The sequence below is a fragment of the Comamonas sp. JUb58 genome (genome assembly GCF_004364775.1).
GTDB lineage: Bacteria > Pseudomonadota > Gammaproteobacteria > Burkholderiales > Burkholderiaceae_C > Comamonas.
In genome coordinates this window covers 140,224-164,502 of sequence record NZ_SOAL01000011.1, presented here as the reverse complement: position 1 = coordinate 164,502, position 24,279 = coordinate 140,224, and the positions used below count along the sequence as shown (strand labels likewise).

Here is a 24,279-nt window from a genome sequence, read left to right as displayed (position 1 = left end):
CGTGCAAGCAGACGATTTTCAGAATTTGTTCCAGCCTGGCGAGCGCATCACCCATACTGAATTCGGTCCAGGCGTGGTGCTCGAACCCGGGCACGATGGCTATCTGCGCGCGTTCTTCGGCGTGGTGGGGGAGCGCCGTGTACCGACCAGTTCGATACGCCGCGAGCGCACCCGTACCGAGCGCATTCTGCAATCGGTGGCAGGAGGCTCCGACCGGGCACACAAGGCATGGCTGTCTTACGAAGCGCACGCACTGCCGGTGATGGAGAGGGCCTCGGCGCTGACCTCGGCGCGCATTGATCTGCTGCCGCACCAGGTAGTGCTGACGCACCGCATTGCGACGGCTTCACCACGGCGTTACCTGATCGCCGACGAAGTGGGTTTGGGCAAAACCATCGAAGCCGCACTGATTTTGCGTGAACTGGCCAGCCGGGGCGAATTGACCAGGGCGCTGATGGTGGTGCCCGCAGGCTTGGTGAACAACTGGCACCGCGAATTGAACGAGGTGTTCAATCTCGACTTTGAGGTGTTTGGCTCCGAAGGCGACGTCACCGACCGCAAGACCAATGCCTTCGCCAAGCACGACCGGCTGATTGCCAGCATCGACACATTGAAGCGTCCTGCCCGTATCAAGCGTCTGCTGGATGCGCCACGGTGGGATCTGGTGGTGTTCGACGAAGCGCATCACCTGACCGCACACCGCACGGGCGGAAAGGTGCGCAAGACGGAAAACTACAAGCTGGCCGAAGCACTGAAGGATCACGCGCGTGATCTGTTGCTCCTGTCTGCTACGCCGCACCAGGGCAATCACTTCCAGTTCTGGATGCTGGCGCAGCTTTTAAATCCCACGCTGTTTGGCGGTCCCGAGGACATGCTGGAAAACCGCCATCGCCTGAATACGGTGATGTTCCGCCGAACCAAGGCCGATGCCTGCCAACCCGATGGCTCGCCGCTGTTTGCTCGACGCTGGGCGCATACCGAGTCCTTCCTGATGAATCAGGAGGAGCGGCTGTTTTACGAGAAGCTGCGCGAATACCTGGAAGACGGTTTCGATCTGGCACGCCGCCATGGCAACCAGGGGCGCGCACTGGGCTTCTTAATGGCGATCTTCCAGAAGATCGCAGCATCAAGCTTTGCTGCCGTGCGCCGGACACTCAAGCGCCGCTTATTGATGCTGACCCTGCACGAGGCACTTCTTCGCGACAAAGAACTGGACATTGAAGGCCGCGAACGCCTGACCGAGGAGGCGCGCGAGCTAATTCACGAGGAGTTCGGCTTGCCGCGCGACAGTGTTGGTCGAAGCGAGGTGGATCGTGTACTGGCTGACCTGAAATACCGGCTGGTGAAAAAACTGGATGAAGAGGCGCTGGAAATGGCGTCAGATCCCTACGGCAGCGAGTACTCGGCCACGCACGCCGAAGAGGCCGCGTCCGCTGTGGTCGATTTGCATCTGCCCGAGGAGCGCCTGCGTATTGGTGACTTGCTGCGCATCTTCCCGCAACAGCGCGAGACCAAGGCGCAAAAGCTGCTCGATGGTTTGGGGCATCTGTGGCGACAGAACGCCAATGAAAAGATCGTGATCTTCGCCACCTACCTCGGCACGGTCGATCTGATTTCGCGCGAAATTGAACAGGCTTATCCCGGCCAGGGCGTGGTGGTGCTGCGTGGCGGCGACCACGGTGCCAAGCTGGCAGCAGAGCGGAAGTTCCGCCTGAAAGACGGGCCGCGTGTGCTGGTGTGTACAGCCGCTGGCCGCGAGGGCTTGAATCTGCAATTCGCCCGCATTCTGTTCAATTTCGACCTGCCGTGGAACCCGATGGACATGGAGCAACGCATCGGGCGCATTCACCGCTATGGACAGAACCACACGGCGCAGGTCTACAACCTCGTGCTGTCGGACACTATTGAGGGGCGCATCTTCCTCCTGCTGGATGAGAAGTTGACTGAAATTGCACGCACGGTCGGAAAGGTCGATGATCAGGGCAACGTGGCCGAAGACATGAGGGCGCAGATTCTGGGGCAGCTTTCCGAGCGGTTGAACTACGACCGCCTGTACCAGGAGGCGCTGTCCGATCCCGAACTGAGACGCACCCAGGTGGAGCTGGAAGCGGCGCTGTCCAATTCTCGCGAGGCACGACAGGTGGTATTCGACCTGTTTCAAGACCTCGACGGTTTCAGTCTAGATGATTACAAGCCTTTCTCGGATGTCTCATCCAGCCTGGATCGGCTAGTGCGTTTTCTGTCAGCGGCAGTGGCAGATCGCCAGCAGAAACTGCTGAAGGTGGACGAGGAGACCTACGACCTTGTAAGAGTGGATGGCGTGCACCGTGCGCGTTTCACATTGAGCCGCGACACCGCCGCCAGCAGGGACGATCTGGAGCTGATGGGGTTGGATCATCCGTTGGTACAGGAAGAGCTGGGCCGCTGGCGCAGCGTGACGCCCGAGGATATCGGCATTGCGGTGGCCGGGGATGTTGACGAGCCGGTGGTTCTGTCCTTGTGGATGGTGGAGGCGTCTGCGGGCAACGGCGAACGTCGTGTGGTGGTGCAGCCCATCGCAGTCAAGCAGGACGGGACACGGGTACCGGCGATTGAGCGGCAGTACGAGAGGTATCTGCAAGCGCCGACGATTCAGCCGAGCTTTACGCCTGAGCAGCGGCTAGCGCTGTTTGCCTATACCGTGGAGCCGACACTACAACGTGAGCTAAGGCACAAGGGAGCGGCAGCCGGGGACGGTAGTTACTCAGCAGAGCTGATCGGATATGTTGAGATAAATGCTCAAGCGACTTGATGCTGAAAGCCGAAGACATTGACGCGGCAGGAAGGACAAGGGTACTACTGACTTGAAAAATGTCATCCGCGAAGTCGCTGAGTTGGCGTTTTGAATCCCCTGTAATAAGGCTGACAATGCCGCCTATTGACCCTCTGCTTGCCCTTAACCAGGGCAAAGACTGTGATTCATCTTCCGCCACCTTTCTGATGCTGCCCCTCGGCAGCTCTCTCATTAGCCCGATGCAGCACCGCCTGCGCATCTTCGGTCAAGGCATACAAAGCGCTATGCAGACCGCCTTGCAGCCAGTTGCTCAGCTTGAACGACCCGCCATCATCCGCCCCAATCAGCAGAGCCGATATAGCACTCATGCCATACAAGCGCGTGTTGATCCCTTGGGCTTCGCACTCCGTCAGCGCCAGGTCGTCCGTAAAGCCGCAAGCCCTGCGATGACTGCAGATGTCGTGAATGTCTAAAGGCTGGTCGCCATGGTCTGCGATGGCCTGGATGGCATCGGTATAAGCGGTATTCGGGCGGGAGGTATCCGAGCTGGAATCCACGGATGAGCCGGCATTTGCTGCCGCGCGGGCAGCTTGGGGCTTGCTGTTCATGATGACGCCTCCTGATTCCGGGACAGGTTGCGCAGTGGAGGCAGTGCTTGTACGGCCATGTGCAGCGCGTTGTGCGCGTCGGGATGCAGTTGGATAAGGGCGACTTCGCCCAGGCCGGAAGTGGGCGCAGAGATGCGCGCGAGGGAAGACTGAGCCATGGTGGACTCCAAGCAGTGTGATTTGCAAAAACCACCACCCGGACGCCAATCAGGGCGGCAGCTCGAGCAGGTTGGCGTACCGGACACCGCTTGCGCAAACCGGCGAGCCTCGCGGCTCCCTGCCCGAGCCGCCATAAAAGGGGCACGAACAAACAAGCCGCAGGTACTCTGCGGAGGAGACTGCGGCTTGCGTCGCAGCAATGTGACAGGACGCCAATCCCGGCTGCGCTTGACTGGCACAGCGGAGTAACTGTAGCACGGCAAGAATGGGAATGTTAGGCGCGGCGCATTACTGAACCCCTTCCCTTCCCTTCCTTCTTCTCCCTACCCGAGCCTCTCTGCCTCCTCACCGAAGCGGTAACGACCCGGCTGGGTCGGGATGCCGTCACAGTCGGTGATTGCGACATCCGCCGCAAAAGCCAGCACCCTCCCCCCCTAACCACCCAACGCCACCACCGGCTCCAACCGCGCCGCCTGCCGCGCCGGCATCCACCCAAACACCAAGCCGGTCACCACCGCGCACCCAAAAGCCAGCAACATCGCGCTGACCGACAGCACAACAGCGCCCCCCAAAAATACCAGCACCGCGCCAATCAGCACCCCAAGCAACACGCCCACGGTCCCGCCCACCATGGTCACCAGCACCGCCTCGGTCATGAACTGGCGCTGAATATCCCACTGGCGTGCGCCAGTCGCCATGCGGATGCCGATCTCGCGCGTGCGCTCCTTCACGGCCATCAGCATCACGTTCATCACGCCGATGCCGCCGACCAGCAGTGAGACGGCGGCGATCAGGCTGAGCATGGTGGTCATCGAGTCCTTGGCCTGGGCTTCGGCCTGCAGGCGGGCGGCGGCGTTCGCCACATAGAAGTCTTCGCGGCCGTGGCGCAAGCGCAGCAGGTTCTCAATGGCCGCTTGCGCGGGCAGCACGCTTTGCGAATCGCGGGCCTGGATCACCGTGTAGTGCGGGGCAAAACTTTTGCCGTTGGGGAAGATGCGCAGGATGCCCGAGCGGTAGGGAACAACCACCAGGTCATCCTGGCTCTGGCCGCCATCGCCGGCGCCTTTTTCTGACATGACACCCACCACCTGAAAAGGCGTGGTGCCAATCAGCAGCAGCTCGCCCAGCGCTTTGCGGCCTTCAAAAAAGCGCTCATGCACCTTCTTGCCAATTACCACGACAGGCGCCAGCTCCGCATCCTCGGCATCGGTAAAAAAGCGCCCTTGCGCCACGGGCCAGTTGTGGATGGCTGGCCAGGCGCTGGTGGCGGCAATGGTGTCGCCCTGCCAGGCCACATTGCCGTAGCGCACGGTGGCCGGGTCGCGCGCTACCGGCATGGCGTGCGCCACCTCGGGCAGCTGTTCTACTGCCTCCAGGTCCGCCAAGGTGGTCACGCCAGTCGGCCCGCCTTGCGGCGGTTTGCGGTTGTTGATGTACATCACCGTCGCCCCCATCGCGCCCATGCGTGCCACCACCTCCTGGCGGGCGCCCATGCCGACGGCCAGCATCACGATGACCGAGGCCACACCGATGACGATGCCCAGCAGGGTCAAGGCCGTGCGTGCGCGGTGGATGCGCATGGAGCGCCAGGCCGAGCGCAGCGCTTCGCGCAGGTCGGCGAAGGGTTGGGCGCCAGACTTCTGCATTGCCTCGTTCATGTCCGGCGGAGGCAAGGCGGCCTGCGATGGTGCTGTGCAAGGGCTTGGGTCGCTGTCGCTGACGATGCAGCCATCCCGGATCTCGATCACGCGGCGGGCCTGCGCCGCTACCTTGCGGTCATGGGTGATCAGGAGGATGGTGTGGCCGGCATCGGCCAGCTGGTGCAGCAGGTCCATCACCTCGGCGCCGCTTTGGCTGTCGAGCGCGCCGGTGGGTTCATCGGCCAGGATGATGCGGCCCCCGTTCATCAAGGCCCGCGCAATCGATACGCGTTGCTGCTGTCCGCCCGATAGTTGGTTGGGCCGCAGATGCCGCTTGTCTGCCAGCCCCAGCCGGGCCAACAAGGCCTGGGCACGCGATGCCCGCGCGGGCCTTGCGCTGCCCGCATAAATGGCGGGCATCTCCACGTTCTCTTGTGCGGAATCGGTCGCTATCAGGTGGTAGCCCTGGAACACAAAGCCAAAGGCCTCGCGCCGCAGCCAGGCCAGCGCATCGGCATCCAGCGCCGCCACATCCTGCCCATTGAAGTGGTAGCTGCCGGCACTGGGCCGGTCCAGGCAGCCGAGCAGGTTCATCAGCGTGGATTTGCCCGAACCCGATTGGCCGACGATGGCCACAAACTCGCCCGCCTGGATGGACAGATCAATGCCATGCAGCACCTCTACCTCAGGCCGGCCCGTGCTGCCACCGCCATAGCATTTGCGGATGCCGCGCAGTTCGATCAGCGGTGTCGGCAATGGAACCTCCGGGCGCTAGCAGTGGTACTGGGGGTACTGGTGCTGCTGGCAGCAACGCAACGAAGGACCTGCTCGTCGCTCAGCGCGGGGGCGGCAGGTCGACATCTCAGGCGGGTGGGCAAAAGCTTCATCGTTGGCGCATCCATCGGGGTGTGGCGCCGGCAGGTGGCGCGCTGATCTCTTCCTGCTCAATGCTCACCTGCAGGCCAGGCCCGACATCGAACAGCACATAGAAAGGCTCTTGGGGTTTGCTGAAGCTCCAGGTGGAGTTGGCATCGAGCTTGCCTTCCAGCAGGGTCTTGCCGCTCAGTGCAATCACCTCCATGCGCGATCCGGACATCTCATCGCCATCATTGCTGGCGCCCCGGCAGCGCACGGTGTGCGCATCCAACAGGTAGCAGCGGGCGACCGGTTCATGGGCCAGGGCCACGCTGCACAAGCAGGCGGCAGCGGCGCCCAGCATCCATTGCCCAAAGGCCGCTACCCGTATCCGTTCAGGTCGATCAGTGTTGGGCATCTGTGCGCCTCCTTTGTTCAAACCAGGCCACCGTCGCAGGCGCCACCTGGTCCATGCGCCAATGCGTTTGGTGCACTGCACCGTCCTTGCCGACCACCGTCAGCCACAGCTCACTGTCCGCCTGCAAGGTGCTGGGCAGCGGTATCTCCACCCGGCGCTCCCAGCGCTGGCCCATAAAACCCATGCCGGTGGCGCGCGGGCTGCGCGGCTGGTTCACCTTCAGGTACACGCTGCCAATGTCGTTGTCGCAGGCATCGCAAAAGCGCAGACGGAACTCCTTCATCGGCACCTCCATGTCCACCAACTCGGGCGGATCGCGATGGGCTTCGGCCAAGCTGAAGGACCAAGGGCCGATCTGGCCCTGGATGGCATCGGGCCGCTTCAGGGGCTGGGTCTCGACCCGCCACAGGCCGATCACAAACACCGCCAATGTGGCGGCCAGCAACGCAGCGGCAATGCGGCGGCGACTGGCTGGTGAAGGGGGCACAGGCAGGGCGGCATCGGCCTTGGAGGGGCGCAGCGGCTTCTCGCGCACCGGCGGCTGCCAGGGCCAGTAGGGGAAGACAAAGACCAGTGCCAATGCAGCCACCGTGAGCCAGCCCAGCCAGAAGCTGATGCCCACCCCGACATCGAGCACGCGGATGCCCCAGGCCAGGGCGATGCCCAGCAGCAACCAACCGGCCACGCGGGCCAGCAGGCGCCAGTGCGGTGCAGGCAGGCGGCCCAGCAGATGCTCGGCATGGCGCTCTGTCGCCAAGGCCAGCGCCACAAAGCCCAGCAGGCTCAACCCCAGGATCGCCAGGTGGGTGCCCGTCAACACATGGGTCATGGCCGCCCTCCCAGCCACAGCATCCAGGCCAGGCCGCTGCAGACCGCCGTGGCCACCAGCATGCCCAGCCAGGCGCGCGCAGCGGTCTTTGTGTGGAACACCCATATCACCGCCACCGCATACAGCGCAAAGCTCAGCATCGTGGCCCACAAAATGCCCTGGGCCTTGGGCGCAGGCCAGAGCAAGGCCAGCAGCAAGGTGGCGGCCGATGTCAGCGCATAGCCGCCCAAGGCGGCGGCCAGCACCCGCGATGCGACAGCCAGGCGGTAGCGAGGCGTCAGGCCCGTCGTTTTTATGGTTTTGCTCATGCCGCCTCTCCTGCTGGGGCCGCCATGCCTTGAGGCCCCAAGGCGGGCTTGGGCGCCAAACGGCGTTGCACTTTGCGTGCCATGGTCGCCAAGACCAGGGCCAGCGCCAGCATGCAGAGGTCAAAACCGGCAAACACCCAGTCACCGCCCTGCCATGCCTCGGCCAGGCTGCGGCCCAGGTGGCGGTCCGTCGTCAGCGCGTTGACCAGCGGCACCAGCGCATAGGCCGCGCAGCCGGCCCAGAGCAGTTCGATCCAGGCGCGCGCCAGCGGCCGCGCCATGGCAAAGAACAGCGTACCCAGCCAGAGGGCGAACAGGCTGTGCAGCTCCCAGGCGGCCCGGTCGGCCATGTCCAGCGGCAGCAGGCGGTTGGCCCAGAAGTAGCCAGCCACCGCCAACGGCAGCCCGGCGATGGTCGCTACATTGAGGTTTTCCACCAGGCGCAGACCGAACTGCTCCGCGCCCTCCAGGCCCGCTGCCAGGTGCTGCCGGCGGCGCTTCACGGTCCAGAGCACCAGGCCGGTGCCGATCATGGCGCAGCCCAGCAAGCCGGCGATGAAGTACAACCAGCGCCCCCAGATGCTGGCAAAGTGCCCTTCGTGCAGGTTGAGCACCACCGCCTGCGTCAGCACCGCGCTGCCTCCGGCGCGCGGCTCAGGGGGCAAAGGCGCACTGGTGTCGGCATCAAAACGCAGGGTGTCGGCCGTCCAGATATCCAGCTTCTGCTGGGGCGGCCTTGCCAGGATGATCTCCGCTGGCTCCCCTTCATGCCGCTCGACCGTGATGGACGCGAGCTGGCCTGGGCCCCAGGCCGCGTGGGCCTGCGTGATCAGCGGCGCCAGCGCAGCCGCCGGCATGCCAATCGCTGCATGCTTGTGCTCGTCGTCAAACAGCTCTTCATAAAAGCCCGAGCGCGTCTCCTTGTCGCTGCCATACAGCAGATCCCGGCCTGCGGGCATATAGGCAAACATCAAAAACACCAGGCCGCTGTAGGTGATCATCAGAAAGAACGGCAGCGCCATCACACTGATGGCGTTGTGCGCATCCAGCCAGGACCGCTGCCCCTTGCCCGGCCGGAAGGTGAAGAAGTCCTTGAAGATCTTCTTGTGGGTGATGACCCCGGTGATGATGGCCAGCAGCATCAGCATGGTGCAGACGCCGACGATGCGGATCGCCCAGAGGTAGGGCAGGTAGTGCAGCGCGTAGTGCATGCGGTACAGGCCAAAGCCCCCGGCGGTGGCGCGCGGCTCCGGCTCGGGGGCGAGCGCGGCGCCGGTCTCGGGGTCCAGTTTTTCTGAGAGGCTCAGACCGAACTCGTGACCGGGCTCGGGCATGTGCTGCCAGCGGATGGAGAGGCCTTGCCAGGAGCGCGTTCCTTGCGCATAGTGCGGCAGCGTAATGCTCCAGCTGGCTGCTTGCGGCGCTTTCTGCTCCAGCCGCAGCAGTGCCCTTTGCGCCATGCCTTGAACATCCGCAGCTCTCAGTTCCATCGGGCGTGGATCGACCTGCTCGGGCCTCATCCAGCGGGTGATTTCCGGCTGGAAATAGCCCGCCGTGCCGGTGACGAATACAAAGAACAGCACCCAGCCCACGACGAGGCCGGACCAGGTATGCAGCCAAGCGGCCGATTGTCGAAGAGAGTTCCCCACGCCCAGACTTTCTATTAGAACTTGTATTTCATGCTCAGCATTCCATTGATGGGTGCGGCATAGGTGTACTCATAGGCCGAATACCCGGAGTAATACTTTTTGTCGAAAAGATTATGGATATTCAGCTGCATGGACAAACGGTCATTGAAGCGGTAGGCCGCCATCAGGTCGACCACTGCAAATGCTTGCTGGCTGACCACGCGGCTGCCCGAACCCACATAGCCCTTGCTTTTCCAGTTCACGCCACCGCCAATGCTGAAGTTGCCAATGCTGTATTTGCTGAAGATATTGATGTTGTTGCGAGGCGCGCGCGTGTTGTACTTGGCGCCTCCTGCCTCTTCTGCATTGAAGTGTGCAAACCCGATCTGGGCATCCCAGTGGTTGGTAATCTTCCCGTTGACCTCCAGCTCCACGCCCTTGGACACCACGCCCTTGGCAGCGCGGTAGGCCGTGGAACCATCCGAGAGCTTGGTGTCCGTCTCAATGGGTGCGTTGTCCTGCTTGATCTGGAAGAGCGCCAGGCTGGCATTCAGCCTCTTGTCCAGGTATTCGCCCTTGACACCGACCTCGTAGTTATTGCCCACCAGCGGATCGAGCAGCTTTTCATTCACATCGCGGTAATTCTGCGGTTTGAAGATATTCGTGTAGCTGGCATACACCGAGTGGTTGGCGTCGAGGTCATAAACCAAGCCGGCAAACGGCGTGAACTCATTGCGCGTGTCGTATTTCTCGTTGGGCACGCCTTGCCAGATGGCGTCATATTTCCAGTTGGTCAACCGGCCGCCCAGAATCAACTTCAGGTCATCGCGCAGCAAAAACTTTCCCGACAGGTAGAAGGCCGTTTGCTTGGTGTATTCATTGCGCCAGGCGATGGATAAATCATCACCTCCATAGGCAATTTCGCTGCCGTTTTGGCTGAAGAAGTTATCAATCGTGTAGGTGTGTTCGCCCAGTTTGGTCTGGTCCCATTTCTGCCGGTTGAACTGGAAACCGGCCACGATCTCGTGGTCTCTGTCCGCAAACCGCAAGGGGATGGAGGCATAGATATCAAAGTTGTCCTCCTTGATGTCCTGCGGCATGTGCAAATCGTCATAGGTCAGGCCCGAGCCGTCGCGATTGAAGCCGCTCCAGACCCCCAGATACCCCACCAGCCGGTCCTTGGTTTTGATGTTGTTGTGCGTATAGACCGTGTTGAGAGAAATGCCGTTGTCAAAGCGGTGTTTGGCATCGACAAAGAACGACGTTCTCTCGGTGTCCCAGGATGCCCAGTCCGGCGAGAAGTTCTTCGAACGGCTGAAGGTGGTTCTGCCGCCATCCTTGTAGAAGGCAGGCAGGTTGCTCGAATCCCCGTTCAGGTCTTCCAGCTGCCAACTCGCGCCTGCGGACAGCTTGGTCTGCGCCGTGATATCGGCATCCACCACCGCGTACAGCAAATCATTTTTGTTGTGGACCCGGTCCTTGAAGGTGTCGGTTTCCTTATGGCTGGCCACCAGCCTTGCCCGGACACTGCCATCCTGGTTCAGCGGCGTCGAGATGTCCGTCATCAGCTTGTAGGTATCCCAGTTACCCGCGCCGGCCTCCACCGTTCCGCTGAAGGTCTTGCTGTTGGCATGCTTGCGCACCATGTTGACGGCGGCCCCCGGCTCACCCGCACCGGTCGTCAAACCCGCAGCGCCCTTGACGATCTCCACCCGGTCGAACTGGTCGGTGTTGTAGTTGTTGACGGCATAGGTGCTGGGGTACAGCGGAATGCCATCCATCTGGTAGCTATCTACAAAGAAGCCCCGGAAGTAATAAGAAGACCGGGAGTCCTGAACGCCCTTGACCGCCCGCACCCCCGTGACCGTGTTCATCATGGTGTCGAAGTCATCGATCTGCCGGTCATCCATCATTTGGCGGGTGACCACGCTGACCGTCTGCGGTGTCTCGCGGATGGACAAGTCCAGCTTGGTGGCCGTACGCATGGCGTTGGTGGTGTAAGAGCCACTGCCCTCCGTGGTGCCACCGGCATCGGCCTGCGCACTGACCGTCACGGTCGACAAGGTAGCCGCATCCCGGGGATCGGGCGCCGGTGCTCTTCGGACAATCACCTCGGCACCCTGCACATCAGCCACCAGGCCGCTGCCCACCAGCAGCCGGTCCAGCGCCTGCTTGGGGCTGAGCTGGCCCGCCACGGCGGGCGCCTGCTTGCCGGCAACCAGCTCCGGGTTCACCATCAGCTGCAGCTTGGCCTGGCGTGCCAGCTCATTCAAAGCGGAACCCAGCGACTGCGCCGGCAGCGAGATGGGCATGGCAGCGCTGGCCTGCGCATGGGCGGGCAAGGCGCTGAGCGCCAGCAACGGCAGAGCGAGGGCAGTGGCAAGGGCGAGGGGCGCGAGTTGGAAGCGCGGTTGCGGCATGAAAGGCGATCTCCACAGTAGAAAAATAGGGTTCCTAGCTGTGCTGACGTAGGGGGCGCCAAGGTGTTGAGGTCGCCGCCAACAAATTCTTGAAAATTTTTTGCCTCCGTCCCATCCCCGCTCCATGCTCTGCATTTGCGCCGTCCCGCCGCCGCTTCAACCATTGCCTCAACCGCCACGTGCAGCGGTGATTTCCGTCTTGCCATCCTTGGGCACCAAGCGCACCGGCAGCACCTTGGGCAAGGCCCGGGTGAAGGCTGCGACTTGCCGCAACTCAAAACTGCCATGTACCTTGAGTGCGCCTACCGCTGGGTCGCGGATAACCAGGCCCGTTTCGCCATAGCGCTCAAACTCGGCCACGGCCTGGCCCAGCGAGGTTCCGCTAAAGCTGATCCGGCCTTCGCGCCAGTTGGCAGCAGGCGCCGCCTCCGTCTTTACCGCCCCGGGCTTGCCGCTGGCGTCGGCAGTCACCGACTGGCCAGCAACCAGTTCCACCGCTGCACCCGCCAGCTCCTGCGTGCTTTGGCGGCTGGCTACGCGCACGCGGCCCTGCTCCACCGCCACGCTGACTTGGCCCTCATCCCCCAGCCCACGGCGCGTATTGCGCACCGAGAAGCGCGTGCCCACGACAGTGACACGCGTGGCACCCGCCAGCACATCAAACGGCTGGGCGCTGTTGGGCTGTACGCTGAAGAAGGCCTGGCCCTCCAGCAGCCGCACCTCGCGGCGCTGGCGGAACAGGCGGACCTCCGCCTGTGTGGCGGTGTCCAGCCATAAGGTACTGCCATCGGGCAGTTGTACCTGCCGCTGCTCGCCACGGGCGGTAGCCAGGCTTTGCGTAAAGGTCGGCTGCTGCTGCCAGATAGTCCAGCCATACCAGCCGCTGCCCACCACGCCCAGCGCGACAGCGGCCACGCCAGCCTGGGGAACCAGCCAGCCCAGGTTGGCCAACCAGGCGCGGCGGCCGGGCGAGCTTGGCGCACCTGATGGGCGACGTCTCTCATCGGCAGCGGCGCTGTCCGCCATCGGTGGCAGCGCCAGGGGTGCTGGGCCTTCAGCGCTGGGTGGCAAGCCCGCCTTCAGCGCATCCACGCCCTCTTCTGGCAACTCATCCATGCGGCCCCATACGCCTTCGGCCTGCTCCAAGGCCTTGGCATGTTCGGGATCGGCCTCCAACCATTCCTGCAACTCGGCCTCTTCCTCGGCGGTCAGCCCATCCTGGCGGCGCACCATCCAGCCGATGGCCTCAACCTCCAGCGGATCCTGGCCGGCAATGAACTCGGCATAGTCGCGCGCATCCGCCGCCTCCTGGTGGGAAGCTGGCAGCGATCTGCTGGGCGCGCTGTGGCGGTGGTGGAACTCTGGCTGGCTCATGGGTGCTGAACCTTTGTACCGGCGCCATGGCCAGCGGGCGCTGCGTCGGCGGCACGGCCATGGAAACGGTCATCACAGGCCTTGCAGACCAGGACCGCACGGATCACATGCTGGGCCACCATATTGCGGGAGATGCCCATGTGCTCGGCCACTTGCTGGTGCGACAGGCCATCGAAACGGTTCAAGACAAAGGCCTCGCGGCAGCGCGGTGGCAGGCTCTCAATCGCCAGGTAAACGGCCCTCGCATACTGGCTGAAGGCCAGCACCTCCTCGGGTTGCAGGTGCCTGGGTGCCAGGGGCTGCTGCGCTTCGTCCAGCGCTTCCAGGCTTTGGTGGCTGCGCACCTGCTCGCGCCGGTACTCGTCCGTCAGCAGATTGCGCGCCGTGCGGAACAGCAGCGCGCGCGGATCTGCCACCTGGGTGCCCGACTGCTGCACGCCAAAGAGGCGCACATAGGCCTCCTGCACCAGATCGGCCGCCGAGTCGCGGTTTTTCAAAGTGCGGGCGCAGAAGTTCAGCAGTTCTTTGTAGTAAGCATGCGCAGCCACAGCGGATCGAGCCCCATCAGGTGCATTGGTATTGCCCGTCAGGTGGCAAGCAAGATGTGGCGGCCGCTGGATCTGTAGCGCGTAGCGAGACGGTAAGCCGAACATTATAAATGCAAATGAGAATTCATCTTATCTACCAGTGGCCAGAAAAGGCCTCCTTCACAGACCGCCGGCCACATCGCTGCGGCCAGGCGGCCCGGGCATTCGCTACCAGCGGTAAGCCGCAGACAGGATCACCGTGCGCGGCTCGCCCAGGAAACAGGTGTGGTACGAGCAAGAGGTGACATAGCGCTTGTCCGCCACGTTCTTCATATTCAGTGCCAGTTTCCAGGGCCCGGTGGTGTAGCTGACCATCGCATCAAACAACACATAGCCCGGCAGAGATAAGCTGCTGCCCTGCTCGCGCGTGGCCCCGGTGTAACGGGCGCCAGCGCCAATGCGCAGCCCAGGCATGTCGAAAGCGCCAAAGCCGTAGTCAGCCCAGGCGGATAGCTGGTGGCGGGGGGTATAGGCGGATCGCTTGCCCTCTTCGTCCGGCGTCAAAGGGCTGCTTTTGACGGTGCGCGCATCGGTGTAGGAGTAGGCAGCGATCAGGTTGGCATGGCGGCCCAGGCGGGTGCGTGCCTCCAGCTCCAAGCCGCGTGAGCGCACCTCGCCCATTTGCACGCTGAAGCTGTTGTCAAACGGGTCGGAGACCGTCACGTTCTTCTGGGTGAGCTGGTAGATGGCGGCACTGACCAGGGTGTCCGAGCCTGGCGGCTGGTAGCGCAGACCCACTTCATACTGCTCGCCTTCGGTCGGCTTGAAGCGCGCGCCCAGGCGATCCGAGCCCGCCTGGGGCTGGAAGGACTGGCTGAAGCCGGCAAAGGGCGCCAGGCCGTTGGGAGCCAGATAGACCACACCCAGGCGGCCGCTGAACTTGCCGGACTTCTCGCCATCGGCCGCCACCGTACCGGTCAGCGGGTTGTAGTCGTCGTAGCGCACATGGTCCTGCCGGCCACCCGCCAGCAGCACCCAGCGCTCACCGATCTTCATCTGGTCTTGCAGATACAGCCCCGTCTGCTTGATGTTGCGCTGGCCCCAGTTGCTGTCCGAGCGCTGTTGCGGACCGATGGTGCCACCGTAGACAGGATCGAACAGATCCAGGTCCGGCATGGTGTAGATGTAGTACTCGTCCCGCCAGGTGGTCTTGGAATAGTCCAGGCCCACGAGCGCCGTGTGCTGCACCGGGCCGGTCTGGAACGTGGACTGCAAGGAGGTGTCCATCGTCACGCCCTTGGAGGTCTGGTAGCGCTCATGGCCACGGCGCGTGAAGCTGCGCTGGTCGCTGGTAAAGCCAAAGTAGTTGCGCGCCCAGGTCTCGCGCCGGTGGATGCTGCCCTGGTAATAGCGCAGGCCGTGGCGCAGCTTGAGGGAATCGCTCAGATCGCGCTCCAGCAGATAGCCCAGCACCTTGCGGTTCACATCAAAGCTGTCAAAGCCGGGCTCGCCGATAAAGCGGCTGGTGGGGATCTCGCCATAGGGGCTGGCATAGACCGTGCCGTAAAGCGGGTAGCCGGCCGGATACACCGTGCCATCGCGCTGGTACTCGGCGCGCAAGGTCAAGGTGGTAGCGGCATCGGGGCGCCAGCGCAAGGAGCCCGCGATATAGGCGCGGTCATCATTGGTGTGGTCCTGCGGTGCATCACTGTCGCGCAGCACCGTGGTCAGCCGGTACGACCAGGTCTTGTCCTCGTTCAGCGCACCGCCGAAGTCTGCCGAGACCTGCTTGCGCTTGAAGCTGCCGATATCAGTGGCAATCTCGCGCAGCGGTTCCGTCGTGGGCTGCTTGCTGATGGCATTGATCAGCCCGCCCGGCGGCAAGGAGCCGTACAAGGTGGAGGCAGCCCCCTTGAGCACCTCCACCCGCTCCAGCCCATAGGGCTCCATCTGGCCGTCGTAGATGCCGACCTGGTAGCGCATGCCGTCCAGATAAGGCTGGGTGCTGGTAAAGCCCCGCACCACAAACTGGTCCGAGACGCGGTCCACCCAGGCGGCGCGGTTGATGCCGGCGGTGTAGGTCAGCGCTTCTGCCACATCCCGGGGCTTGAGCAGCTCCATCTGCTCTGCCGGAATCACCGAGATCGATTGCGGCATCTCGATCAGCGGCGTGTCGGTCTTGGAAGCCGTGGCGCTGCGCTTGGCAACCAGGCCACCGACCGGGCCGGTTGCGGTCTCGCGCTCGGCCTGGGCGGTCACGGTCACCGTTGCCAGCGTGGTGGTCGTTGCCTGTGGTGTGGCGGGCGGGGCTGCCTTCAGCGTGAATGCGCCTGGCTGCGATTGGACGACCACGATGCCGGTACCGGCCAGCAAGCGGTCGAGTGCCTGCCGGGGCGTCAGCGCCGCCTGCAGCGCTGGTGCTGAGCGCCCTGCCACGGTGGCCTGGTCAAACAACACCTGCTGCTTGGCCTGCTGCGAAAACACCCGCAAGGCGCCAGCCAGCGGCTGCGCCGGAATATCAAAGGCAACCGCTTCCTGGGCCTGCGCCGGTGCCGCCATGGCGGCAACCGCCACCGCGACCCACCAGGCCGCTGCGGCTGGCTGCCAACTGCGCGCGCCACCGCGCTGAACCTGTCCTGCCAATGCGCCACTGGCAATGGCGCCCCTCAAATGCTGCTTTGCTCGCATGTCCAAATCCTGCGTTATCCGTTTTTGTTGCCCACGGGGGCCGAATGCGCAGCGCAGCGAATTGTCAGAACGGCAGATCGGGATCGGGCATGCAGCCCAGACAGGCAGCACGCCCAGGCCTTGACCAGACCTCCCACAAATCAGCACTGACAACGCGCACCGCGCGGTCGTGATGGCTGTTGGCTGATCTGCTGCGGGCAGGCACTGGCTGGCAACCTCGGGGCAAAAATGCTGCCCCCTACCTGGATCAACCGTTGCCAGCAGCAAAGTGGGAACGTCCGGGCGCAAAAATTCCGGTCTATTTACGTTTATTTACATTAGCCGCGCGGGCGAATCCGCCATCCGCCCTGTGCTGCCCGGTCCACCCGCACCGGCAACAGATCAGGCAGCGAGCGCAAAAAAGCCGCTGGCGCGCTGGTGATGACCATGCCCGATACCGCCAGCTTGCCCAGCGCTGCGCCTTCGACCGCCACAGGCTCGCCCAGGTAGCGGGAGAGCTCGGCAGCCACCTCGGCCAGCGCAGCCTGCTCAAACACCAGTTGGCCATTGCGCCAGTCGCCCACCGTGCCCGCAGGTGCCGCAAGTGCCGTGTACTGGCCCGTGGCCGGCTCAATGCTGACGCCGCCACCCGCAGTCAACAGCAGTGCGCGCAGGTCATCACGGTGGCGGTCAGGCCGCACCTCGACCTTGCCCTCCAGCACCTTGACCGTGAGCTGAGGCGGCCCCGCCCGCACATTGAAGGCCGTGCCCACCACGCGCACCCGGCTGTTGCCGCTGTCCACGGTAAAGGGTCGGTTGGCATCATGGGCGACCCTAAAAAAGGCCTCGCCGGCGCCAAGTTCGGTCTCGCGGCGCCCCGGGTAGTAACGCACCCGCAGGCTGCTGCTGAAGTTGAGCGCCACCTGGCTGCCATCGGGCAGATCGACCTCGCGCGTCTCGCCCGGGCCGGTGGCCACTGTCAGTTCATAGCTGGCGTGATTGCGCCACCCGTACCAGCCCCCACCGGCCATCAGCACGGCGGCCAGCAGCGCTGGCGCCAGGGCACGGCGCCTGGGCTGCCAGGTGGCAGCACCGCTGCCGCCAACTGCCGATTCCGCCGTGTCGCGGCCTGCAGTTTCAGAAGCGCTGGCCTTGCTGTGCAGGGGGGGATCCGATGCCAGGCGCGGACGTGGAATATGCCGCAGATCCAGCGCCACGCGGCTCAGGTCTTCAAAAATGCTGCGGTTGACCGGATCGCTGAGCCAGGCGTTGAGCTCGCGCTCGTCGGCACCCGTCCAGTCGTGCTCACGCCGCCGCACAAAATAATCGGCAGCTCGTTGGTGGCGCTGCGCCAGTTCAGGGTTGAGGGGGGTCATGGCGTGGCCTCCGCTTGCAGGGCCTGGGCGAGCTTCATGTCTTCGGCGCTGCGGTACTGCACGCGCATCTGGCAATAGGCATAGGCCAGGGTCACATGGTTGTGGACCATGCGGCGTGTGATGCCCATGCGCGCCGCGACCTCGGTCTGCGTCAGCCCATCGATGGCATGCAGCACAAAGGCCTCGCGGCGTCGCTCCGGCAGTTCGGCCAGTGCCTGCTCCATCAGGCCCAGGCGCTGGCTGTGCTCGGCGCAATGCAGAGGATCGCTGGCCTCATCAGCGGCCAGCCCTTCGGCCATCTCGCTGCAATCCTCCAGCGACACCGCCTCAACACGCTCACGCCGCTGGGCCTGCTGCCAAGCGGTGTGCGAGACATTGCGCGCCGCCGTATGCAGGTAGGCGGCCTCCTCGTCTTCAGGCAATTGCTTGTTGCTGGCGGCATAGCGCAGAAACACCTCCTGCACCCCGTCCTCGGCATCTTCCCTGCGCGCCGTGCTCCGCCGCAGCAGGCGCTGCAAGGGCGCGCGCAGACGCTGGTAGGTCCGCGCCAGGGCGCTGCTGGCCGGGGAGTCACCATCGGGCGCCATATCGCCATTGGGGACGCGTGCGTTCATGCTGCCAAGCTGCGCCACCTATGCGCGCATGGTGCCTGGCACAGGATTCGATGAGAACGAGGGATCAAAAGAGATAGCACGGTTCGCTGCGATCAGCCAGCGCTCCGGATTGGCAAACCCTGCGCGGGTGTGCGCCAAGAGGGGTACCGTGCTACTTGCGGAGGTCAGGCCATTGGTTATGACTGGGGGCGATTGTAGCCAGCGCCAGCGGCTTTTTGCATGCAAGGGATGACGATAGGCGCAGCATCTGCAAGCCAGCCCATCAAGGTCCCCGCTGAGCCTCAGCTTGGTCTATGTTCTATCCCAGGCAGCAGCGGCCGATTGCAGTCGCTCGTAAGCCGTGTCTGGGCAGCAGGGCCAAGCAGGATGCCGCCCAGCCCCCCTACCTGGCCATTCCGGATGACATCACATGCGCTGGGACGGCAGCGCAGGAAAGAATTGTTCACCATTCAGTCCATAGAAAATTGTAAAGAAATGAACAATTTTCATATTTTCTGTAATAATTTTTGCACTTTGATTTCTGACCCATCGCGCCGTCACCATGTTCCTCAAACCCCTGTTGGCTGGATCCATAGCCCTTGCTGCAGCTAGCGTTTTTGCAGCATCTGCTCAACAGTCAGTCCTTGAACGGGCGCAGAATTTCGAGCACTCCGGCCGGTTTGAGCTTGCACGCCAGGCCTATGGGGAGAGCGCAGCATCCAGCAATCCGGGCGACAAGCGCGCAGCGCTCTTGGGGCTTGCACGGGTGGCCAGGGCACAGAGCCAGCTTTTGCAGGCGCGCGACATCTACGCACAGATCCTCGCCGAGGACCCCTCCGACCTGGAGGCGAAAAATGGAATGGCCTGGGTGCTTCTGGCGGACTATGAGGTTGCGCAGGCACAGCAGGGCTTTGGGCAAACGCTCGATGTCCAGCCGCACAATGCAGAAGCCCTCGCAGGGCTTGCGCAGTCCCAGAACGTGTTTCGCTACCAACTGGATGCCAAAGGGAGCTATCTCAGCAACGATGTCGGCAAGCTTTGGGGTGGCAGCCTGGGCTTTTCCACCGCCATTGATGCGAGACAGGTTCTGGATGTGGACCTGCGGCGCAACAGTGTCGATGTCGGGCTTCTGGACCGGCCGACAGACAGTCGCTTGATACCCTCAACCTCGGCCGCCATCGGCTACCGATGGCAAGTGCCGTCGCACTACAGCATCCGGCTGAGCGCGGAACATATCGAGCGAGATGACACTGCGACGCAACGACGCCTGGGCATGGAAGGCGAGTACCAGATCACCGAGGGGCTGCTCTTGTCCGGGGGACTGCGACAGAGCTTTGGTTCTGGTTGGCGGTCGCAATTGCGCCATGTGGGCTTGGGCATCGGCCTGGGAGCAGGCTGGCAAGCTGTGGTGCGCCTCTACTCGGAGCACAACATCGACCAGGACACCCACCGCCGCGCCTTGGCGCTGGAGGCGGTACGGCAAGGACCCGGTCACATGCTCTGGGTGCTTGGAACCAGCCATGGCACCTCTCCCAATGCAACGGATGTGTATGGGCGCGCGGTCCTCCCCGTCGGTCAGCAAGGTGCCATTCTGGCAACGATTCGGCACCTTTCCCTCAATCGTGAAACGCAGGTGGAGCTAGGGTGGCGCAAATACTGGAATTAGGCGAGGCGCAGTTCACCCCGCCGGCAGCGGCCCAGTTCCGCATCTTGCTGATCGATTGTGATGAACTGCATGCCCGCCAGGTATCGGCATGGCTTGCGGACCGCGCAGACATGCAACTGACTTGCTGCGCCCCGGGCGCTGACTTGCAGCGTGTGCTGTACGCAGACCCCTGGGACTTGATCATTGCCAACCTCGATGAGGTCGCGCTGGCTGCGTTGCCGTCGGCTTTGCCGCGCTTGGGTGGCTGGGGCGTGCCTGTGCTTGGCATCGTGCGCCAACTCGGAGTGATGAACATCCGCGCAGCGCTGAGCCAGCAAGTGGACAATGTCCTGCTCAGAACTTACTCCTGCAGTGAACTGCTCGATCAGATATACACGCTCGTTCACGAAAAGCGCGAGCAGCGTGCGCGCCAGCGCCAGGTCACGTTGGCCGTGGGTGCCCACCCTGACGATGTGGAGATCGGATGCGGCGGCACGCTACTGAAAAAGCGCGCCATGGGGCATGAGGTTGTCGTGCTGATACTGAGCCGTGGAGCCAAAGGGGGGGATGTCAATTTGCGGCTGGAGGAGGCGCAGCAGGCATCGATGCTGCTCAATGCGACGCTGAAGGTGGGGGATCTGCCAGACTCGCAGGTGCCAGAAGGGGCCCAGACGATTGAGCTGATCGAGCGCGTCGTGCGTGAAGTCGCACCGACCCATATCTACACCCACTCCTCGCATGACTCGCACCAGGATCACCGCAATGCGCACCTAGCGACCTTGGCGGCGGCCAGGCATACACCGAACCTTTATTGCTACCAATCGCCATCATCAACGACGGACTTCCGCCCCAACCTGTTCGTGGACATCACGGATCACATGGACAAGAAGGTGCAAATGATCCAGAAGTACCACAGCCAAGTGGCAAAGCATGCTGGGCTCGATTCTGCGTACATTTCTGCAACTGCACGTTATTGGGGGCGCCATGCAGGCTATGGGCTGGTGGAGCCCCTGGAAATCATTCGGCAGCTCGATCGCTAAGAACACTGCCAAGATCGACTATCTCGGCATTCTTCAAAGGATGGGTCGTTTCCTGCTGGCGAAAGCGGCGCATGGCTTCGGCACTGGCGGCGAAACCATGGGTCAGCGCCAATTGGTAGGCACGCAAAAACTGCCCATGGCCGACCACCACGACAAAGCCGGAGCCCCGCGCCACCAAACGTTGGTGAAATGCGCTGACACGCGCCATGAAATCAGCAAAGGACTCGGCATCCGCGCCATCTGCGTAGTCGGGGCTGCAGCGCTCCCAGTAGGCGCTGACCCAGGGGCGACGGGTCTCGACCGTCGAGCCCGCGCAACGCGATGGGCTCAGGTAGCAGAACTCTTCAATGGGCCAGACCTCCGCTGGAGTGCGTTGCCAGTGATCGAGCAAGGGGGCGGCCGTCTGTCTTGCGCGCAGCAGGGGCGACGTGATCACCAGATCGGGGGCGCTACTAAAGCGCTCGACCAGGGCTTGGGCCTGTGCATGCCCCAACGCCGTCAGCGGTGCGTCCGGATGCGCTACCGCCCCTGCATTGACCGTGCTTTGACCGTGGCGCACGATCCACAGCTTCAGGCCTTGTTCAGTGCTTGCCATTCCTTGATTTCCACCAGCTGTTCCACCAGATAACGAACCGTCATGACTTCCTTGAACGGCTGCAGCCCATCGGGCATGGCCTGCCCTTGCATCTCCGCGACCAGCAAGGCGGGCAAATCCAGGCCTGCGGCCTGGGTCAGAGGCAGCGTGCCAGGAAAGCGGGGGTTGATCTCCAACAGCTTGGGCACGCCGTCTGCATCCTCTCGAAACTGCACATTCGCCGCAAACCGTACCCCCATGGCCTGGGCCACATCGATCGCTGCTTGGGACAATGCGGGCAAATGCTGCGTGCGTGCCGCCATGGCGATCCCGGAGTCAATTTTCATGCGGAGCCTGGGCACTGCAGCGATGGCCACGCCATCGGCACGCAGGTACACGTCCACCGAGTATTCGTTGCCGGGGAGCCATTCTTGCAGCAGATACGAGCCATCGCGAGGGATGGCAGCCAGATCCTGCGGTCCTCTGACGATCTGCGCCCCCCGCCCGCCCGCCCCTCGGCGCGGCTTGATAAACAGCGGCGCAGCTGCCGAATGCAGAAGGCCCGAAGTATCCACAAAGGGCTCAAATTGCGGCACAGGAACAACCGCTTGCGCGGCTTCAAGAAGCGCCAGCTTATCGGCGCACAGCGCCAGCGCTTTGAGCGGCGACAAGGGAACCTGGATACCTTGGGCCTGGAACTCCTGGCTTTTCAGGGCCAGCGGAACCAATTCCGCATCAACCGTGGCAATCACCAGGTCAATGCGGTGGTGCAGGCACAGCGCCAAAAGACGCTGCGAGAAAAAAGGATCATCGCCGCGAGGCACAATCAGACGTTGCGCAGCGGGTACCAGATAGAGCCCGGTTGCGCACGGATCCATATCCGCCATGAACAGTTGATGATCGCTGTGGAGGCTTTTCCAAACGCTGATGGCCGAAGGTCCACCAGCACCGGTGATCAATATTTTCATGAGCGAATGGAGCTTGCAAAAAGTACTATCTTATTCTGGTTCAGAGCTGAAGTGCCAATGACATGGAACTGATGAGACCTGGTGTTGAATGGTTGTTGATAGCGTGGGTGTTTGCCGGCACCGTTCCCTTGCTCGTCTCCTTCATCCAGTTTGTGCTGGTGGGCCTGCATGGGCTTGGCAAGCCCTATGCACGCTGCCAAGACACCACCCCCAATGTGGCATTCATCGTGCCTGCGTGGAATGAAGGCGCCAGCATACGCGCCACCATCGAATGCCTGATGCGGCTGGACTATCCGCTGGAGCGCATACGGGTGATGGTGGTCGATGACGCCAGCACCGATGACACCCCCGAGATCCTGCAACAAGCCCAGCGCGAGTTTGCTGGCCGGGTGTTTCATCTGCGGCGGGAAAACGGCGGGCAAGGCAAAGCCCATACCTTGAATTTCGGGCTGGAGACGGTGCTGCAGGAGCCCTGGGCAGAAGCCATTGTCATCATGGATGCCGATGTTCTGTTCCCGCCGTTGACGCTGCGGCGCATGGCCCGGCATCTGGCCGATCCCGAGGTGGGTGCGGTGACGGCCTACATCAAGGAAGGCAGTCGGCCAGGCAATCTTTTGACGCGGTTCATCGCGTTTGAATACATTGCCGCACAGGCGGCTGCCAGGCGCTCACAGAATGTGACCGGCGCGCTGCTGTGCATGGCCGGGGGCGCTCAACTGCACACGCGGCAGAACCTTCTGGACATGGGTGGCCGCATCGATACCTCCTCGCTCGCCGAGGACACGGACACCACCCTCAGAACGCAGTTGAACGGGCGCAAGGCCGTGTTCGATGGCAACGCCGTCGTCTGGGCCGAAGAGCCGGGAAGCCTGGAATCACTATGGAAGCAACGTTTGCGCTGGGCCCGAGGCAACCTTCAACTCACCCGAACCTACCGCAAGCTCTGGTTTCGCCCTTCCGTGCATCCGCGCCTGGGTGGGCCATGGTTTGGCCTGGTCTGGATGTCAACGGTGGCCGTGCCTTTGCTGGCGATCCTGTCGTCGCTGGGTTTGTGGGCTCTGCATTTTGTCAATCCAGGCCTAGCGGGCAGCACGCTCAGACACTTTTGGATGGTCAGCGCGTTGATCTACTTCTTTATTACCCTTTTCGCCATGCTGATCGACCCGCCCACGGGGCGAAGGACTTGGCTGCAGGGTTTGGCCTATCCGGGACTCATCAGCCTGTTTTTCATGTGGGCGTCCATCGTGGAGTTCAGCCGCAACAGCACCGGGCCTTATACGGCTAGCCTGATGTTCCTTGCCTATAGCTGGAGCAGCCTCAGCATGGTGGCGATATGGGCGCTCTATGTCGCAGAAAAGCGTGGACTTCTGCCCCATTGGCTGCGCAACCTGCTGGTCATGGCCATCGGATACGGCGCACTCAACGGTGCCGTCGCCTTCGCTGCCATCTTGGCAGAAGCCAAGGGCGCGGACCGCCGCTGGGACAAGACCATCAAAACTGGAAAAGGCCGGATTCTCGAATGAACGATCCAACGTCCAGCTTCTCGAAGCTGCAATCCGAGGACACGCGCCAGGAGCGCCGGCTGGTATGGGCCGAGCTACTGGTCATCGTGGTGACGCTGTGTGCTGCGCTCGCGCTGGTCCTGGCCATCCGCCAGTGACCGCCAGCGATCCCTTGCCCTGCCTGTGCCAATGCCATCTTGACCCGGAAGAAGCGCTGGTGCGGGCTGTAATGGCTGGTTGATCGCGCCCATCGGCACTGCCACCAAGCAACTTGCCCCGCCATGCGGCAACACCCATAACGCGGGGGAGGCCTCCAACGCAAGCCAGCTGACGAGTAGTCACTCCACCAGCCGCAGGCGAGCTTTCTCCGACCTT

Annotated in this window: 20 protein-coding genes; 5 read left to right on the top strand and 15 right to left on the bottom strand. The window is 62.9% G+C overall.

What is annotated here, in order from left to right; all coding sequences use genetic code 11:
• Nucleotide 1 precedes the first annotated feature (1 nt).
• Entirely contained in the window at nt 2-2,791 is a 2,790-nt protein-coding gene (locus EDF71_RS13810; RefSeq protein WP_166656539.1) for an SNF2-related protein, read from the top strand.
• 167 nt (nt 2,792-2,958) lie between these two features.
• Here EDF71_RS13810 and EDF71_RS13805 read toward each other — a convergent pair whose 3' ends face one another.
• The 13 genes from EDF71_RS13805 to EDF71_RS13750 form a co-directional block, all read right to left on the bottom strand.
• Nucleotides 2,959-3,381: a hypothetical protein gene (locus EDF71_RS13805; RefSeq protein WP_133857157.1), complete on the bottom strand. Its 423-nt coding sequence runs from the start codon at nt 3,379-3,381 to the stop codon at nt 2,959-2,961.
• Nucleotides 3,378-3,539: a hypothetical protein gene (locus tag EDF71_RS25050; RefSeq protein ID WP_166656538.1), complete on the bottom strand. Its 162-nt coding sequence runs from the start codon at nt 3,537-3,539 to the stop codon at nt 3,378-3,380. Before EDF71_RS25050 ends, EDF71_RS13805 begins: the two co-directional genes overlap by 4 nt.
• Nucleotides 3,540-3,974: 435 nt before the next feature.
• Nucleotides 3,975-5,936, bottom strand: a complete 1,962-nt coding sequence (locus EDF71_RS13800) for an ABC transporter permease (RefSeq protein WP_133857156.1) — start codon at nt 5,934-5,936, stop codon at nt 3,975-3,977.
• A 127-nt stretch (nt 5,937-6,063) separates the two neighbouring features.
• The gene (locus EDF71_RS13795) at nt 6,064-6,453 is read right to left on the bottom strand and encodes a hypothetical protein (protein ID WP_133857155.1); all 390 of its coding nucleotides are present in this window, start codon (nt 6,451-6,453) and stop codon (nt 6,064-6,066) included.
• Nucleotides 6,440-7,282, bottom strand: coding sequence for a DUF3325 domain-containing protein (locus tag EDF71_RS13790; protein ID WP_133857154.1), 843 nt, complete (start codon nt 7,280-7,282; stop codon nt 6,440-6,442). The genes EDF71_RS13795 and EDF71_RS13790 overlap by 14 nt, the downstream gene beginning before the upstream one ends.
• Nucleotides 7,279-7,590, bottom strand: coding sequence for an iron transporter (locus tag EDF71_RS13785; RefSeq protein ID WP_133857153.1), 312 nt, complete (start codon nt 7,588-7,590; stop codon nt 7,279-7,281). The genes EDF71_RS13790 and EDF71_RS13785 overlap by 4 nt, the downstream gene beginning before the upstream one ends.
• Nucleotides 7,587-9,239 carry a PepSY-associated TM helix domain-containing protein gene (locus EDF71_RS13780; RefSeq protein WP_133857152.1) on the bottom strand — a complete coding sequence of 551 codons (1,653 nt, stop codon included), beginning with the start codon at nt 9,237-9,239 and terminating at the stop codon, nt 7,587-7,589. Before EDF71_RS13780 ends, EDF71_RS13785 begins: the two co-directional genes overlap by 4 nt.
• Before the next feature lie 14 nt (nt 9,240-9,253).
• On the bottom strand, nt 9,254-11,638 hold the full coding sequence (locus EDF71_RS13775) for a TonB-dependent receptor (protein ID WP_166656537.1): 2,385 nt from the start codon (nt 11,636-11,638) through the stop codon (nt 9,254-9,256).
• Between the two features lie 168 nt (nt 11,639-11,806).
• Nucleotides 11,807-13,012: a FecR domain-containing protein gene (locus EDF71_RS13770; RefSeq protein WP_133857150.1), complete on the bottom strand. Its 1,206-nt coding sequence runs from the start codon at nt 13,010-13,012 to the stop codon at nt 11,807-11,809.
• Nucleotides 13,009-13,560 (bottom strand): sigma-70 family RNA polymerase sigma factor, encoded by a 552-nt coding sequence (locus EDF71_RS13765; protein WP_347876668.1) that lies wholly within the window; start codon nt 13,558-13,560, stop codon nt 13,009-13,011. The genes EDF71_RS13770 and EDF71_RS13765 overlap by 4 nt, the downstream gene beginning before the upstream one ends.
• A 207-nt stretch (nt 13,561-13,767) precedes the next feature.
• Complete coding sequence (locus EDF71_RS13760; RefSeq protein ID WP_133857148.1) at nt 13,768-16,227, bottom strand: TonB-dependent siderophore receptor; 2,460 nt, start codon at nt 16,225-16,227, stop codon at nt 13,768-13,770.
• 317 nt (nt 16,228-16,544) lie between these two features.
• Nucleotides 16,545-17,582 (bottom strand): FecR domain-containing protein, encoded by a 1,038-nt coding sequence (locus EDF71_RS13755; protein WP_133857147.1) that lies wholly within the window; start codon nt 17,580-17,582, stop codon nt 16,545-16,547.
• On the bottom strand, nt 17,579-18,196 hold the full coding sequence (locus EDF71_RS13750) for an RNA polymerase sigma factor (protein ID WP_133857146.1): 618 nt from the start codon (nt 18,194-18,196) through the stop codon (nt 17,579-17,581). The genes EDF71_RS13755 and EDF71_RS13750 overlap by 4 nt, the downstream gene beginning before the upstream one ends.
• Before the next feature lie 541 nt (nt 18,197-18,737).
• On the opposite strand from EDF71_RS13750, the gene EDF71_RS13745 reads away from it, so the two are divergent.
• Together EDF71_RS13745 and EDF71_RS13740 are read left to right on the top strand one after the other, a co-directional pair.
• Complete coding sequence (locus tag EDF71_RS13745) at nt 18,738-19,841, top strand: hypothetical protein (protein ID WP_133857145.1); 1,104 nt, start codon at nt 18,738-18,740, stop codon at nt 19,839-19,841.
• Entirely contained in the window at nt 19,820-20,860 is a 1,041-nt protein-coding gene (locus tag EDF71_RS13740; protein WP_133857144.1) for a PIG-L deacetylase family protein, read from the top strand. Before EDF71_RS13745 ends, EDF71_RS13740 begins: the two co-directional genes overlap by 22 nt.
• Here EDF71_RS13740 and EDF71_RS13735 read toward each other — a convergent pair.
• On the bottom strand, nt 20,838-21,455 hold the full coding sequence (locus EDF71_RS13735) for a histidine phosphatase family protein (RefSeq protein WP_133857143.1): 618 nt from the start codon (nt 21,453-21,455) through the stop codon (nt 20,838-20,840). The two genes, EDF71_RS13740 and EDF71_RS13735, sit on opposite strands and share 23 nt — an antisense overlap.
• The gene (locus EDF71_RS13730; RefSeq protein WP_133857142.1) at nt 21,431-22,402 is read right to left on the bottom strand and encodes an ATP-grasp domain-containing protein; all 972 of its coding nucleotides are present in this window, start codon (nt 22,400-22,402) and stop codon (nt 21,431-21,433) included. The genes EDF71_RS13735 and EDF71_RS13730 overlap by 25 nt, the downstream gene beginning before the upstream one ends.
• Nucleotides 22,403-22,530: 128 nt before the next feature.
• Here EDF71_RS13730 and EDF71_RS13725 point away from each other — a divergent pair, with 128 nt between their 5' ends.
• Both EDF71_RS13725 and EDF71_RS25045 read left to right on the top strand, forming a co-directional pair.
• A complete protein-coding gene (locus EDF71_RS13725; protein WP_208301046.1) occupies nt 22,531-23,925 on the top strand; it encodes a glycosyltransferase in 1,395 nt (464 codons plus the stop codon).
• A complete protein-coding gene (locus tag EDF71_RS25045; protein ID WP_166656536.1) occupies nt 23,922-24,062 on the top strand; it encodes a hypothetical protein in 141 nt (46 codons plus the stop codon). Before EDF71_RS13725 ends, EDF71_RS25045 begins: the two co-directional genes overlap by 4 nt.
• Nucleotides 24,063-24,279 lie beyond the last annotated feature (217 nt).